This window comes from Imperialibacter sp. (assembly GCF_048007035.1).
GTDB lineage: Bacteria > Bacteroidota > Bacteroidia > Cytophagales > Cyclobacteriaceae > Imperialibacter.
Genome location: NZ_CP180355.1, coordinates 3,504,800 through 3,520,540, shown reverse-complemented (window position 1 = coordinate 3,520,540; position 15,741 = coordinate 3,504,800). Strand labels below are relative to the sequence as shown.

The window sequence follows — 15,741 nt, the reverse complement described above, 5'->3', positions numbered from 1 at the left end:
TCAATGCTCGACAGGGATTTGCGGTGCCGGTCAGCGGCAGCCACCCTCCCTTTGCATTCAGCAAAATATCAAACACATGAGTAAATAACTACTTCGACCAAAAGCAGCGGTCAAAAGATACACTTAAGAGAAATCTACCCCAACCGCTTCAAGCTCCCACTCCGCACATACACTTCGGCATCGTGCCAGAGGATCTTGGTCCAGATTTGGCCGGCATCGAGGGGCCAACTATTCAGATGATCGTGAGCAACTACTCTTTTCTTACTTTCATTTGTTTCAAGACATCGCCTCTTTCGTTTTCAATTACCAGCAGGTAGATCCCAGCAGGCTGATGTTGTAGATTTAAAACAGTTCTTTGGGAAGTCAACGCCTTTTCCAGTCTTCTCCTACCAAGCATATCAAAAAGGTAAATCTTACCGCTCATCTCAGCCTTGATATCAATCGTAAGCTCTTTTGATACAGGGTTGGGAAAAACGACTATATATTCCTCATCAATCCCGATTCCTGTTTCAATTTCTTCGAGGACAAGCACACCTTCAGCACTACCCTGGTAGTTTTCTTCCACAATGCCAGCCGCCACATCGTAGCTGCCTGCTTCCGACGGTGCTTCAGCCGACCTATTGTACGTAATCTCAACATTGAGTCCTTGTGGGTTGGTGGAAACCTGCACACCTTTCGGGGAACCGTCGGCCACTTGTTCCAGTTGAGACAGTGTGACTTCAGCCACAGCTTTGTTCACCACAAAAGTTTGGCTTACAGCGCTGGCCGGATTGTAAACCTCATTTCCTTCCTGGTTTGCCGCAATAGTAACCGCACCAGCACCTGTAATGGTAACAACAGGCCCATCAACTGTGGCGGGGCCATCACTCACCGAAAAGACAACTGACAAACCAGAGCTGGCAGTAGCTGAGATTTCGAAAGGTGCGTCTCCAAAGATTCTATCTCCCATCGCATCAAATGTGATAGTCTGATCTTCTTTCTCAGGTTCTACAACAGTGTCGTCAATCACCACAAAACTTCTCGACACCGACTCAGCTGCCAGGTAATTTGCGTTGCCCTCCTGGTTTGCGGTTAGTGTAATGTCTCCAGAACCTGTAAAGGTGAGGCTAGCTCCATCAAGAGTTGCAGGGCCTACCACGTCAATAGTAATCACCAGTCCTGAGCTTGCAGCCGCTTCAAGAGTTATGCTACCTGTGCTCAAAACCTGATTTTCTATATTAGCAAAGGTGATGACCTGCATTGCTTTGTCTACTGTCAGGGTTTGAGCGACATCTGAAGCCATAGCATAGTTAGCGTTGCCTAACTGGCTGGCCGTGATGGTTGTTTCTCCAGCCCCAATGATCGTCACTAGCGAACCCTCAATTGTTGCCACGGCTTCATCTGAGCTAAGAAAGGCGACCTCAAGACCCGAGTCACTATTTGAAGACAGTTCAAAAGATTCATCTCCAAATGTTTTACTCGATAATTCTCCGAAAGTGATTGTCTGTGAAGCCTTGCCAACGGTAAAGACCCGCTCCACGGCACTGGCGGCCTGGTAATTGTCGTCACCGGATTGTGAGGCTGTAATAGTGGCTGCGCCAACCCCTGCTATTTCAACTTTTGCGCCTACAACTACTGCTACTGATTCATCAGAGCTCTGAAAAACAACTTCCAGCTCCGACGTCGATGAAGCCACAAGCTCAACATCATCTCCTCGATAAACAGCTGATTCTGGCTGATAGAAGGTGATCGTTTGGGGCGCTTTATCAACAACTAATGACTGTTCGACTTCGGCGTCACCGTACCGATCATCGCCTGCCTTATGCGCAGTGATGGTCACTTCACCTGCCCCAACAATTGTTGCTATACTACCTCCGATGGCAACTATACTTTCATCTGAACTTGAAAAAGTAATGTCTCCTTCGATGTTAGACGCAGCCACAAGCTCAAATGCTGGATCTCCAAAGATCTTATCATCAATTTCATCAAAAGTTATGTCCGGCTGTAGTTTCTCAATGGTGAGGGTGCCTGTTATATATTTGAACGAATAATTGTCTGCCTCCCCACCCGACACCTCAATCACGTACTCGCCAGGTATATCTCCCTGAACAGCTGAAGTGCTAACTTCGATGTTGCTAGTCAGCAAATCTTCCGTGTCGTCAAAAGCAAAGTTGGTAATGTTGTATGTAAGATCAGGGATGGAACTCCCATAGGGAATTGCTATATCATCCGCTGTCACAGTCAATTCTCGCTTGTCAATGATCAGATCACCGTTTTGAAAAAACAGGTTATAATTTGCGTTGCTCGTCAATCCACTGGGCACTATCGCATCTTCATATAGGCCTCTTTCCACTTGGTCTATTTGTTCGAACTCAAGTTGACCCCACAGCGTTTCATTACCGTTTGAGTCACCATTTTCATTGTCGTCATAAGCGAAGCCATCGTATGTTACCGACAACAAATCGTTAACATCATCCCCATATTGGACGGTGATATCATTGCCAATTACATACAAATTTTTTGCGACGACTCGAAGATCGCCATATTGATTGTGGATGGCATAATTATTAGATGTGACGCCACGAGGTATTATTCTATTTGAATAGAATCCCACATCCGGACGCAGGACAATACTGAAACTTTGGGCTCCAATCAAATTACTCTGGTCTTCCCCGTATACAAAGCCTTCATATACCACACTGAAATGATCATTGGGATCAACGCCGTATTCCAACTCTATATCCTGCGCTATTATTTCCAACGGGGCTTTCTCGATAATGAGCTCCCTTCCTTCTTCAGTGTAAGGGTTTAAAGCATCTCCTTCCAACACAGCAAATAGTGTTACCTTCCCCGCTCCATTAATAGTGACGGTACTGCCTGATACCTCGGCAATATTTGTGTCTGAGCTTGCATATGAAACTGCGTTTTCGGCCTCCGGGGCACTTGCGCTAATTTCGAAAGGAACATCTCCATATGTTTTACTTTCATCAATTTCAAACACTATCTGCTGAGCAGTTTTTTCCTCAAATTTCGCCAGGAATATATCCCCAGTATTATTGATCGTTGAAAGGTTGGACTGCTTTAACGTAGGATTGAAGTCAACCGTATTAGCGAATTGCCCCGTCACCCAGACTTCGCCGTTTGCTCCGATGGCAATGTCGTTGCCTGCGTCATCCAAAATTCCGCCCATCGACTTTGCATACACCAGATTTCCATTCTTATTAAATTTCGAAAGAAAAATGTCGTAGCCGCCCTTAGTCTGCACCTCCAAAACACCTTCTCCCGGATCGAAATCAGGCACGCTATTGAAGCGACCGGTAATATAAATATTATCGTCGCCGTCCATTTTAGAAGATAAAAGTTCAGTTAGACCTAATGATTCAAGGTTGCCTCCTATTATATCGACTTTAATGAACTCACCCTGGGAGCTATACTTAGCAATAAATACATCCTCCAGGCCTTCATTTGCAGGCCCTTCTCTACTATTATCTACCCAAAATCCTACCGAAGAAGTGCCTGTGATTATTATATTATCATCAGAATCTACCAATACATCCGCTGCTCGCATACCTCTATAGCTTCCCATGTTGCCAGCAAGTTTGAAGTTGCCATCCTCATCATACTTGGCAAAAAAACCATCTGAAAAAAACTGATTTGGGTTAAGTTTAGTCAACGAGAAAACTACTTCGCTTGGATCAAAATCAATGCTACTGCTAGAATAAAGCCCTGAAATGATGATATCATTTTCACGATCAACGGTCACCGAGTGCCCCCACTCACTTCCTGTTCCGCCGACTTGTTTAAAAAAAACCATTTGCCCATCTGTGGTAAACTTTGCAAAAAAGACATCGCTCCCGCCAAAGGAAGAAAAAGAGGCCAAGTCATCCTCAATTTCAACAGTTACAGAGCTGCTAAAGTATCCTGCAATCAAGACATCACCGTTATTGTCTAAACTAAGGGCATTTCCTCTGTCATAGCCGGTTCCTCCTATGTTTTCTGCAAACAGAAAATCTCCAGCGCTATTATATTTGACTAAAAAAGCATCGTCACTTCCGTGAGATTCTATCAAATATTCCCCAATCCCTAAGTCAAAATCTTTGGTTCCATTAAAATAGCCTGTAATCCAAATATTTCCCTGGCCGTCTATTACCATGTCTTCAACTTCAGAAAAAGAGACGTCGTTCTCCTCCGCTTTTGCAAAAATCAGATTCCCATGCTGGTCATATTTTGAAAGAAATTGGGCACGCATCACTTTGGTATTTAGCTCTTCAATACCTGGCCCCGGGTCAAAGTCAGTCACCCCACCAACATACCCAGCGACGTAGACATTGCCCTCACCGTCAATTTCAATTGCCTGTCCGGCATCGTCACTCCATACTGCAGAAAGGTCATCCAATTGAATAACAGATTCCATTTGCCCTTCCGGAGAATATATTCCAATAAAAGTGTTTACAGCATATTTTTGAAGCTCACCACCGTCGTAGACAGCCTCATCTGGATCCATATCCACATTTCCTTCTCCATAGCAAACCAAAATTAGACCATCATCACCAAGTGTCTTAAAAGAAGTTAATTCAGCCAACTGCTCTGTTTTGATTTTGGCCGCATATATGAAGTCTATATCAGAATTATATTTGGCAAAATAATAATTAGTAGAGAACAGGTCCTGGTCGAACACAAAGGAGCCCGGCCCCGGATCAAAATCCATATCAGAATGCAGGTAGCCTTTGATGTACAGATTTCCACTCTGATCCAGGGTAATGCCATCAACTGATTCACCACTATTTCCACCGATACTTTTTGCTTTTGTCAACTCCCCCGAAAGCGAGAATTCGGCAATGAAGATATCAACCCCTCCGGAGGCCGTCAATAAAAATGATTCGGCATTTGGGTCAAAATCGACTGTCCCACCAAAAGTGCCTGTCATCCATAAATTGTCGTGGATATCAACGGTAATAGAACTACAGTAATCAACTCCGCTGCCACCAATCCTTTTAGCAAATGCAAACTTTCCGTTTTCATCAAACTTTGACAGAAAAACGTCGTAATTTCCGGCTGAGACCAGATTGACTACTTCCGGGCCAGGGTCGAAATCAATGGTGCCCTTAAAGTTGCCCGCTACAAATGCATTTCCATAAGCATCAATGGAAAGCGATGAAGAACTGTCATAGTCATAACCGCCAAATTTATTCCCATAAAGAAGTGCTCCTGAAGGAGAACACTTTACCAGAAAGACGTCTGTATTGCCTGTTGATTGAAGAATCTTTCTTCCTTCAGGATGGGTGATGTCCAGTGTTCCTGAAAAGTTTCCCGTCAAAATCGCATTCCCAAAGCTGTCAACTTTCAGTTCGACGTCATTAGATGTTCCCTCTCCACCATACACGTAGCCAAACAAGAGTTCTCCCTCGCTATTATACTTGGCAATAAAAACCTGATTGTTTGCCGTCAAAGGATAGACCCCTTCCCCTGGATCTATGTCTACTGTTCCATTTATTGTTCCCGAAATCCAAAAATCCCCCTCATTAGTCAGAGCTATATTATTTCCATAAAGTGAGTTTATGCTACTTATCGATTTTGCGAAAAGGAGACTTCCTCCGTGAGTATACTTAGCAACAAATATGTCACGGTTGCTTAACGAGGTGAGGAAAAATGTGCCTGGCCCTGGGTCGAAATCGGCTGACTCACTAAAGTATCCTATGACATAAATGTTTCCATCAGTGTCGATATCGACGTCCCATGCCTTTACCTCACCTCCAGAAAGTTGCGTATCCCTAGCGTTGAATGCAAATTGAAACTCAGGCTCCGTTTTCCTCACAACAAGGGTTCTCTCTACTGGTTCAGCGGCTTGATATACACCATATCTAGCCTGGGTGGCCTTGATCGTTGCTTCCCCAACTCCTACAATTGTTACCTGGTTTCCCTCGATCGTTGCTACCTCTTCGTTGTTGCTCGTGAAAACAATTGGCTGCCCTGACCCTCCTCCTGAAGCTACCAAGTCAAACGTTCCATCGCCAAACTTCTTTACAGGAATCTCATCGAATGTAATCTCCTGAGTCTCGGTGATGATGGATAGCTTCCAGAGGTCGTTGAGTCGACCATGCTGCCCATTTCCATCCATCCCACGACCACCAAAAAGCCAGAAGTCGCCTTTAGAGTCAACGAAAGAGACAGAATACCATCTGGCACCTGGTATATTCATCGGGTCACGGGTTCCAAGCATACCGTAGTTGCCGCCAAGGTCTGATATCTCGCTTCCGCCAAACCAAACCCAATTTTCTTGATCCCATTTCCAAAAGTCTCCAAGGCCTTCATTAAAGTCGGTTCCTCCTCCCCCAAAAAGCCACAAGTTATTCCTATTATCCACCCAATTTGCAGGAACGCCTCTGCTTCCTATTTTATTAGTCTCTGACGGAACCCCATAACTTCCATAAACAGGTTCGATATTCAACAGATTACTGCCGTCGACCCAAGTCCACATTTCTCCATCCCATTTCCAAAGATCCGAGAAGTTCCCTTCGTTTCCATTCCCATCACTACCGGCCCCGCCATAAAGCCACAATTGGTTGTTGTCGTCAAACCATATGACAGTATTATTTCGACCACCAGGGTTATTCGACAATGACGAGACTCCTATTTCTCCGTATGAACTAGGTCGGTTTCTCAACTGGCTGCCACTTATCCAAGTCCATTCAACGCCATCCCACTTCCATAAATCCTCTAAAAGACCAGTGTTGCCGTCTCCATCAATACCATATCCACCATACATCCAAGAATTTCCATGGCGATCTCGTGTCACTGCCATCCCATATCTTGCCCCAGGTAAATTTGACGGCGATGGAATACCTTTGGCTCCATAATTCCCACCCTGATTTCTTTCGCTAGAGCCATTCACCCACATCCAAGACGCCCCATCCCATTTCCAGAGATCGTTCATATACCCAGACGAGAACTGTCCCCCAAAGACGTAAAAATTGCCTGCATCGTCTGTCCAATACGTTCCTCCTGACCTGGCTGGTGGTAAATTGTTAGGAGAAAAACTACCAAGTTCTGAATAACTCCCGTTGTCATATACTTTGGTAGAGCCATCTAAAAACTCCCAATTTGAGCCATCCCACTTCCATAAATCGTTCAATCTGCCAAGATTACCATTCTCATCGCTTCCGTAGCCGCCAAAAATCCAAACATTATTGTCACTATCTATCCAACCATGAGAGTTTGATCTACCCGACGGAGCCGGTTCGTAGTTAAAACTATTGTCATTGGTTCCATAGTTACCCTTTCTATTAAATAGGTGTTGTCCACCAACGAAAGTCCAGGAATCTCCATCCCAAGTCCAAAAGTCATTCAAACGCCCTTCTGCCTCATCTAAGTTTTGTCCGAAACCCCCATACATAAAGATGTACGATTCCTTCTTCCAGACACTCGCACCGTATCTTCCTCCAGGAAAATCCTTAGCCGAGCCTAGATCGTCTCCGCCGAGGATTGTCTTTTGGTCGATTGTAGTGCTTCCATCTACCCAGGCCCAGGCAGCCCCATCCCACATCCATAGGTCATTCAAATTACCGACTTGAGTGGTTTCTGAATAACCTGCACCCCCATACATCCATAGGTTGTCAAATTCATCTGTCCAAGCTATCGCTTGGTTTCTTCCGCCTGGAAAGTTCTCAGGAGATGGGGTTCCCCGGATTCCATAGGTTCCTGGCTGATTAGCATCCTTTGGGCCAGAAAACCAAGTCCACAGCTCTCCATCCCACATCCACAAATCGCTAAGAACACCAATAGTTCCAGATTCGGCATACCCACCTCCTCCAAATAGCCAAAAATTACCTGAAGAATCTTCCCAGCTCACTCCACTACTCCTTGCTCCAGGAAAGTTTTCTTCACCAGAAATCCCCTTTTCTCCGTACACTCCCCTAAGCCCAGGTACGTTCCCGCCGCCGACTAGCTCCCATTTTGTTCCATCCCATTTCCAAAGATCATTAAGTCTTCCACTTGTAGCAGCACCAAAGCCGTCTCCTCCAAACAACCATAAATTGTCTGCGCCGTCGACCCACGAGAAAGCTGAGCTGCGACCACCCGGGCCGTTGTTATCAAATGCTTCACTGAAATCCCCTGGCTGGTTGGCCAAATCACTCCCAGCCATCCAAGTCCACATACCTGCATTCCATTTCCAAAGATCATTGAGTGCTCCTAACTTTCCCTCCGAGTCATATCCGTTACCACCAAAAAGCCAAATCTCGCCATCGGAAGTTACCCAGACTTCCGAATACGATCTGGCTCCTGGAGTATTTGAATCATCAGCAACGCCTAGGGTACCGTAATTTCCCGCTTGCTGACGAAGGTTAGAACCAGACCTCCAAGTCCAACTTTCCCCATCCCATACCCACAAATCATTCAATTGCCCTACGTTTCCTCTAAGATCGAAGCCATATCCCCCAAAAAGAAACATATTCCCATCCTGATCTGTCCATGTAACCGAGCCAGCTCGGAAGCCAGGCCAGTTAAGGGGCGAACCAACATTTTTTTCTCCATACCTTGGATTATTTGATGTATACGACTCTTTCTCCCCAGCCATCCAGGTCCAGGAAATTTCCTGACAAAAGACGGCCTCAAAAGAGAGAAAAATAAGAAGGGCAATAAAAAGGGTATATTTTCTGCTCATATTGGATCAACTATGAGCTAAAAATAGTACAGTCGACACATATTACAAACAACAAATTGCTGGCATCAGTATTTGTTGACAGTCAAGAAACAACTTGATTAGACAAACAAAAAGTAAGCAATCACCCCAACCGCTTCAAGCTCCCACTCCGCACATACACTTCGGCATCTTGCCAGAGGATCTTGGTCCAGATTTGGCCGACATCGAGGACTTTCACTTTGTGACCCTGGGAAACAATTTCCAGCATGGGGGCGCCGGCAGAAGGGCCTTTCATGAGGTAAGTGGCCGGTTCCACAATAATAGCCTCCGGTTTTGAGAATGGGTAATTGACAACAACAGCGAGGAACAACCCGAATATCAACTGCCAGGTCATGAGGCCTGTTGAAAAGCCTTTCTTTTTAAGGAAACGATAAACTTGCAAAAGCAGCAGCACAAAAATCACCGACATCACTACCGTAAGAATGAGATCGTAGTACAACGAATACCACGACATAATAAAGTCGGCATCGGTCACGTCGTAGCCAAGTAAGCCCTGCTTTTCGGCGATTTCATTGATCTTTTTAAGCACAAGATTATTGTGAGTGAGATCGTAGTACTTCGTCAGGTAAAAAAGTGCCTCGGGGTACTCGTCGAGCCCCTCCTTGATAAACGCCATCTTCATCAGCATTTGGGGAGAAGCCAACCCCTGCTCAAAAACAGTCTGATATTCGTCGAATGACTCAGTGTACTTCTTTAGTTCAAACAATGAATCTGCTTTCAGCAAATCAGCGCTAACTGATTGAGCAGAAGAATATTCTGGCGTCAGAAATGTGCTTACGAAAAAACAGAAGAAAATTTTTATATGCCAGCTTTGCAAATTATTCATAGAGTACTACCTTTGCAACCTCATTTACGGGCGCAATTAAGGAAAGGCTGCCAAATAAAGCAAAATTCCTCCTTATTTGATGGTTAATAAATGTTAAAAGATTCCGTAGCTCAGCTGGTAGAGCAATACACTTTTAATGTATGGGTCCTGGGTTCGAGCCCCAGCGGGATCACTCAAAAAGCTCAAGATTAATTTCTTGGGCTTTTTTATTTTCTATCTCACCAAGTCGCTGTCGGCCAATATACTCAGTTAGCGATCACCTCTTCCTTGTAAGAGAACTCAACCTCATCTTCTGGCGTGAGTTTATCGACGGTTACCCAGTGCCAACGGGCATATCCCACCTGGCAAAGACCGTAGCTTCTGACGCCTATATGTAGCCGAAATTGATGTTCGGCATCCTGGATGAATCTACGAAATTCAAAATGGCCTCCCGGCCAGCATCCGCCTACCATGATCTTATAGCCAAGCAGCGTTTGGCTTTCAAAATCTACAAGGCCCCCCATGGTTGCACCTGTTTGTTGGCTGACCGCCTCCCACTCCGAAGTTGAATTGATGACGTAGCCAGTATAAAACGGACCTTTAACTTGCGAAATGTTAATATCAGCAGTTGACACACCGTCGCCGTTTCTCGGGTCTTTATCCAATTGATCTTTTAAGAGCGCCACTTCAACCAAATCAATGGTTGAGACACTGAGACTGGTCTCGCCTACCGTTTTGTCAGAAATGGTTACCAGCAATTCCAGGCCCTCCTGTTTCAGGCTATCCGGGAAGCCATTGCAGACATAGGGCATCCAGGCACCTACATATTGCCGCATGCGGGTGGTGTCTACAATACCTGGCTTGTAAATGAAACCGCCGCCGTCGGGTATATTTGATACTATAGCATATAGATCTTGCTTCAGCTCTCCGGAATGTAAACATTGCTCGGCTACGACGTTAACCGAGTCTTGGTCCTGCTCACCACTTTCAGTATTGTCATCTTTTTCACCGCAAGCGAAAAAACAGGATGAAGCCAATAAAAGCCCTATCGCTTTGTTTATCAGGTTCATATATCATCGGTTAATTATGATTTTACTTTGTTCAGATAATCCATCGCCATGAACTTCCAATACATAAATACCCAGTGGCATGTCTTTAACATCCAACTCAACAAAACTCCTATCCCGGTTAATGATTGTGGAGACAAATACTTCTCTTTTTAATCCAATCAGACGAACCAAAGTAGCTTCTGTGCCTACCTCATTTGATTGTTTTACAATTAAGTTTTTGTCCACCGGATTGGGGCTACACTGTAAGTGCCTGATTAAACACCAAACGATATGTCACGATAATCCTAACACAGACTGCTCTTAACCACAGTCACCCTCAATGTAAATATCCCATAACCTGTAACAATTATATTACAGAAACTATCTCATCAAGTCGTCGCCACCTTACCCACACCACCATACCGTTATTGTAAAACATACTTGTGTATCCAGACAAGATGTATCAAATTGTAGCTAACCATACAACAATACATTTGTGTGGACGGTTATACCTGCTTAAACATAAAATACATTTCCTTGAGAAAGTTTTGCGACACAACGCCTCTGGCTCGTTTGTTCTCTTTTGCCATTTCACTCTATTTCCTCGCAGCTTGTTCCAGCACAAACAAGCCCGCCAACAAAGACGATTCATCAGTAAAAACACCAGAAGAAGAGCTGGCCACCTTCCAGCTGGAGCCTGGTCTGAAAATCCAACTGGTAGCCAGTGAGCCTATGGTTCAGGAGCCGGTATTTGCGGTATTCGATGAAGACGGTAAACTTTGGGTAGCTGAAATGCGTGGCTATATGGTTGACATCGAAGGCCACGATGAGACCAGCCGCCTGGGAAGAATTTCTATTCTGGAAGATATTGATGGAGACGGCTCCATGGACAAAAGCACCATTTATCTCGATAGCCTGGTGCTGCCAAGGTCCATAGGGCTGATAAAGGGCGGAGCACTGATTTCTGAAAACAAAGCGCTTTGGATTACCCAGGACACGGACGGCGACTTCAAGGCCGACACGAAAATCCTGCTCGACTCTACCTATTCCAGCAACGGCCTGGTGGAGCACTCAGACAACGGGCTTTTGCTCAACACAGACAACTGGTACTACAGCGTCAAATCAAGACTTCGGTACCGTTTGGTAAACGACGAGTGGGTAAGGGACAGCACCGAATTCCGGGGGCAGTGGGGCGTGAGCCATGACGACGAAGGCCGGCTTTTCTACAACTACAACTGGTCTCAGCTTCATGGTGACCTTGTGCCACCCAACTACCTAAGCCGAAACAAAAACCATAAGCCATCAACTGGCATAGACCACGGCCTCACTATCGACCGCAGGGTATACCCCATCCGTGCAACACCTGCAGTGAACAGGGGCTATATTCCAGGCACGCTCGATGAAAGCGAAAAATTAATTGAGTTTACGGCTGCATGCTCACCATTGGTGCTCAGAAGTACTCTTTTCCCCTCTGAATACTATGGCAATGCATTTGTGTGTGAGCCTGCCGGCAACTTGGTAAAGCGAAATGTGGTTACAGAAAGCGGCGTAATATTAAGCGCAAACGACCCCCATCCGGGCACAGAGTTCCTGGCATCGACTGACGAAAGATTCAGGCCGGTAAACGCCATGGCAGGCCCGGACGGCGCATTGTACATTGTCGACATGTATCACGGCATCATTCAGGATGGAAAATACGCCACACCTTATTTAAAAGAAAAAACATTGGAGCGCCACTTGGATCAACCCATCCATATGGGGCGCATTTGGCGCATTGTTCCTGAAGACGGGCAGCCTGTCAAAAACCAAAAACTGTCTTCCGCATCATCCACAGAGCTTATTGACTTGCTTTCTCATCCTGATGGCTGGCAAAGAGACATGGTGCAACGGCTGCTAGTGGAAAGAAGTGACCTTTCAGTAGTGGCTGATCTTATCAGCTTTGCAAAAAATGATGGAAACGACCTTGCTCGCTTCCATGCCCTGTGGACACTGGAAGGTCTTGACCAAACCAACACTGATTTACTTCTCAGTTTATTATCTGACAAAAGCCCACTGATACAATCAACCGCACTCCGAATTCTCGAGCCTATTGCCGAGAAAAACCCTGGAATTCAAACGAAGCTGGAAACCGCTCTGCTCAATAGCAACCAATCAGCAGACATTAAGCAGGTGCTACAAATAGCGCTTAGCGCCAGTGCTCTTACGTCGAATGCGGCTCAGCAAGTTTTGGAAGAAATAGCAGCAAAGCACTCCGATTCGCCACTGATTCGTGACGCTGTGATGAGCAGCCTGGAAGATCAGGAATTTGCCTTTCTGCAGCGGCTTTGGAAGTCACCCAACTGGAAGGGTCAGTCGCAGCCGAAAGAAATATTTCTTGAAATGCTCGCCACCTCCATCGTCAATAAAAGAGATTCAAAGGAGCTCGGCGCACTCCTGGCGATGCTGAATGTGAACGAAGCAGCATTCGGCTGGAAGGAAAACACCGTACTAACTGGCTTAGCCATTCAACAAAGCAGTGCCAGCAAAAAAGGGCCAATAAAGCTGGCTTCCGCCCCCATCATTCTCACCAAGCCTCAGACTGTCATCGAAGCGTCAAAGCTTGCCTCACTAAATGTCATGTTTGAGTGGCCGGGACATAAAGTGGAAGCCATAGCACAAGCTGCAGGAAACACGTTAAATGATCAGGAACGTGAAGCATTTGCTCTTGGTCGGCAAAATTATCTGACCACCTGTGCCGGTTGCCATGGCACCGACGGTGCCGGAATAAGCCGGTTTGCTCCGCCTCTTGCTGGCTCCGAATGGGTGACGGGTAGTGACAAGCGCCTGGCATTGATTATATTACATGGCATTGAGGGGCCCATTGAAGTAGCTGGAAAAACATACAACACGCCTGAGATACTGCCTGTGATGCCCGCACATTCGATCCTGGACGACAGAAGCATTGCCACTATTTTGACCTATATTAGAAATGAGTGGGGCAATAGCGCCAGTGCGGTCAGTGGGCGCTTTGTGGGAGGAACGAGAGTGACTTCACAGGGTCGTGTAGTGCCATGGACAGCTGCTGAGCTAAATACCCATATAGAAATGCTCGAACAGGAAGAGGCAAAAACAAAAGCTCAATAAACCTACTGACACTTACACCCTACTGCCATGAAAGTTTATGAAAAAATTCTAGATCAAAAATCCGCTGGAGAGCCCTCCAGAAGGGAATTTCTCCAAAAAGCGAGCGTTGGCGCTCTGGCATTTAGCATTCCCTTTCCAGCTATGCCGGACTTTCTAAAAGATGTTCCTATGGGCGTCGTGGTTCATTCATATGCAGCCCGGTGGAACTCTAAAACAGACAGCAAGAAGTATCCACCCATGACTGATGCTATTCAGCTCATGGAGCACTGTGCCAGCATAGGGGCCGGTGGCGTGCAAACAGTGGTTCGTGGTTGGACATCCGACTTTGCTAAAAAGGCCAGAGACAGAAGAGAAAAGCTTGGGCTCTACCTGGAAGGATCAATTGGACTGCCCAAGAAAGCAGAGGATGTAGCTGACTTTGAAAAAGAGGTGATCGCTTCAAAAGAAGCTGGAGTGAGTATTTTAAGAACTGTTTGCCTGGGCACAAGGAGGTATGAAAGCCTCCACTCACAAAGCGACTTTGATGAATACACAAAAAACTCTCTTGCCTGGGTAAGGTTGGCCGAACCGATAGTTCGCAAGCACAAAATGAAACTGGCCATCGAAAACCACAAGGACTGGATGGCCCCGGAGCTGGTCGACTTCGTCAAAACCATCGATAGCGAATGGGTAGGTGTAACCGTCGACTTTGGCAATAGCATAGCGCTGATGGAAGACCCGATGAGTGTTGTAGAAACTCTGGCACCTTACGCTTTCTCCACCCACGTGAAAGACATGGGTGTGATGGAATACGAAAAAGGATTTCTGCTTTCTGAAGTGCCGCTCGGTACAGGCATTTGCGATCTGAAGAAAATGGTGGATGTTTGCAAAAAGCATAATCCCGACATCAGGTTCAACCTGGAAATGATCACCAGAGACCCCTTGGAAATCCCATGCTTGACTGACGAATACTGGAATGTTTTTGAAGGAGTTTCAGGCAAGTACCTTGCAAATACTTTACGTATGGTGAAAGAAAAGACTTCCAAAACGCCTTTACCAACCGTGGCTGGACTCACGGCCGAACAGAGGCTTGCATTTGAAGAAGAAAATAACCTGGCCTGCCTGAAATACAGCGCCAGCAATTTGAATATTAGATAGGTACATGGTTCTAGTTTGCAACGAGAACTTATGAGGCTTGCGCTTGAAGCGCATTACATAAAATATTAATCCTCACTCAATGCCTCCTGAAAGAGGCCCTGAGGCAAGTGTTTTTTGATCATTATTAAAACTTGACAAATCTCTGATGACTACAGAAAAACTACCCGGTATTAAACTATTCGATCTTACAGGCAGAACCGCTATCATCACAGGAGGCTCCAAGGGCCTGGGGCTGGCCATGGCGGAAGGCTTAGCCTCAGCTGGTGCCAACATCGTGTTGGTGAACCGCACCGAAAAAGATGGAGAAGAAGCCGCCAAAACAATCAGCAGCTCCTACGGTGTCAAAGCCATTTCATTTGCTGCCGACGTGACCAACCAGGCGCAAACTGAAGCCATGGCTAAAGCGGCTATGGACACCTTTGGCCGCATCGATATATTGATCAACAGCGCCGGTATCAATATCCGTGGCCCCATCGACGAGCTTTCACTGGCCGACTTCAACAAAGTGATGGAGGTAAATGTAAATGGCACCTGGCTTTGCAACAGGGCGGTGACACCCTACATGAAAAAGGCGAAAAGAGGCAGCATCATCAATATGGCCAGCACACTTGGCCTGGTGGGGGTTCCTAACCGCACGCCCTATGCTTCAAGTAAAGGAGCCATTGTACAAATGACACGGGCACTGGCGCTTGAGTTTGCACCATTCAACATCACAGTCAATGCCATTTGCCCAGGACCTTTCCTCACAGAAATGAACGCTCCCATTGCGGGAACTGAAGATGGGAAGAAATTCATTATCGGCGCCACGGCCCTTGAGCGCTGGGGCGAGCTGAAAGAAATCCAGGGAGCAGCCATTTTCCTTGCCAGCGATGCCGCCACTTATATGGTGGGCTCTTTGATTGCTGTGGATGGTGGATGGACAGCCAGGTAGATCATATTTCAACCCT

Annotated in this window: 7 protein-coding genes and 1 tRNA gene; 4 read left to right on the top strand and 4 right to left on the bottom strand. The window is 46.1% G+C overall.

Going from position 1 to position 15,741, the window contains the following annotated elements; translation table 11 throughout:
- Positions 1–250 precede the first annotated feature (250 nt).
- Together ACMVP2_RS15060 and ACMVP2_RS15055 are read right to left on the bottom strand one after the other, a co-directional pair.
- Positions 251–8,641 carry an MBG domain-containing protein gene (locus ACMVP2_RS15060; RefSeq protein ID WP_416864109.1) on the bottom strand — a complete coding sequence of 2,797 codons (8,391 nt, stop codon included), beginning with the start codon at positions 8,639–8,641 and terminating at the stop codon, positions 251–253.
- Positions 8,642–8,762: 121 nt separating this feature from the next.
- Positions 8,763–9,506 (bottom strand): hypothetical protein, encoded by a 744-nt coding sequence (locus ACMVP2_RS15055; protein ID WP_416864108.1) that lies wholly within the window; start codon positions 9,504–9,506, stop codon positions 8,763–8,765.
- A gap of 99 nt (positions 9,507–9,605) precedes the next feature.
- On the opposite strand from ACMVP2_RS15055, the gene ACMVP2_RS15050 reads away from it, so the two are divergent.
- Positions 9,606–9,678, top strand: a tRNA-Lys gene (locus ACMVP2_RS15050).
- A 73-nt stretch (positions 9,679–9,751) separates the two neighbouring features.
- Here ACMVP2_RS15050 and ACMVP2_RS15045 read toward each other — a convergent pair.
- Entirely contained in the window at positions 9,752–10,555 is an 804-nt protein-coding gene (locus ACMVP2_RS15045; RefSeq protein WP_416864107.1) for a hypothetical protein, read from the bottom strand.
- Positions 10,556–10,558: 3 nt separating this feature from the next.
- The gene (locus ACMVP2_RS15040) at positions 10,559–10,780 is read right to left on the bottom strand and encodes a hypothetical protein (RefSeq protein WP_339786718.1); all 222 of its coding nucleotides are present in this window, start codon (positions 10,778–10,780) and stop codon (positions 10,559–10,561) included.
- Positions 10,781–11,071: 291 nt separating this feature from the next.
- Between ACMVP2_RS15040 and ACMVP2_RS15035 the strand changes: the two genes are divergently transcribed.
- From ACMVP2_RS15035 to ACMVP2_RS15025, 3 genes are all read left to right on the top strand, one after another.
- On the top strand, positions 11,072–13,657 hold the full coding sequence (locus ACMVP2_RS15035) for a DUF7133 domain-containing protein (RefSeq protein WP_416864106.1): 2,586 nt from the start codon (positions 11,072–11,074) through the stop codon (positions 13,655–13,657).
- 27 nt (positions 13,658–13,684) lie between these two features.
- Positions 13,685–14,794, top strand: a complete 1,110-nt coding sequence (locus ACMVP2_RS15030; RefSeq protein ID WP_416864105.1) for a sugar phosphate isomerase/epimerase family protein — start codon at positions 13,685–13,687, stop codon at positions 14,792–14,794.
- A gap of 145 nt (positions 14,795–14,939) precedes the next feature.
- Entirely contained in the window at positions 14,940–15,725 is a 786-nt protein-coding gene (locus ACMVP2_RS15025) for a 3-oxoacyl-ACP reductase family protein (protein ID WP_339786726.1), read from the top strand.
- The last annotated feature ends 16 nt before the right edge of the window (positions 15,726–15,741 follow it).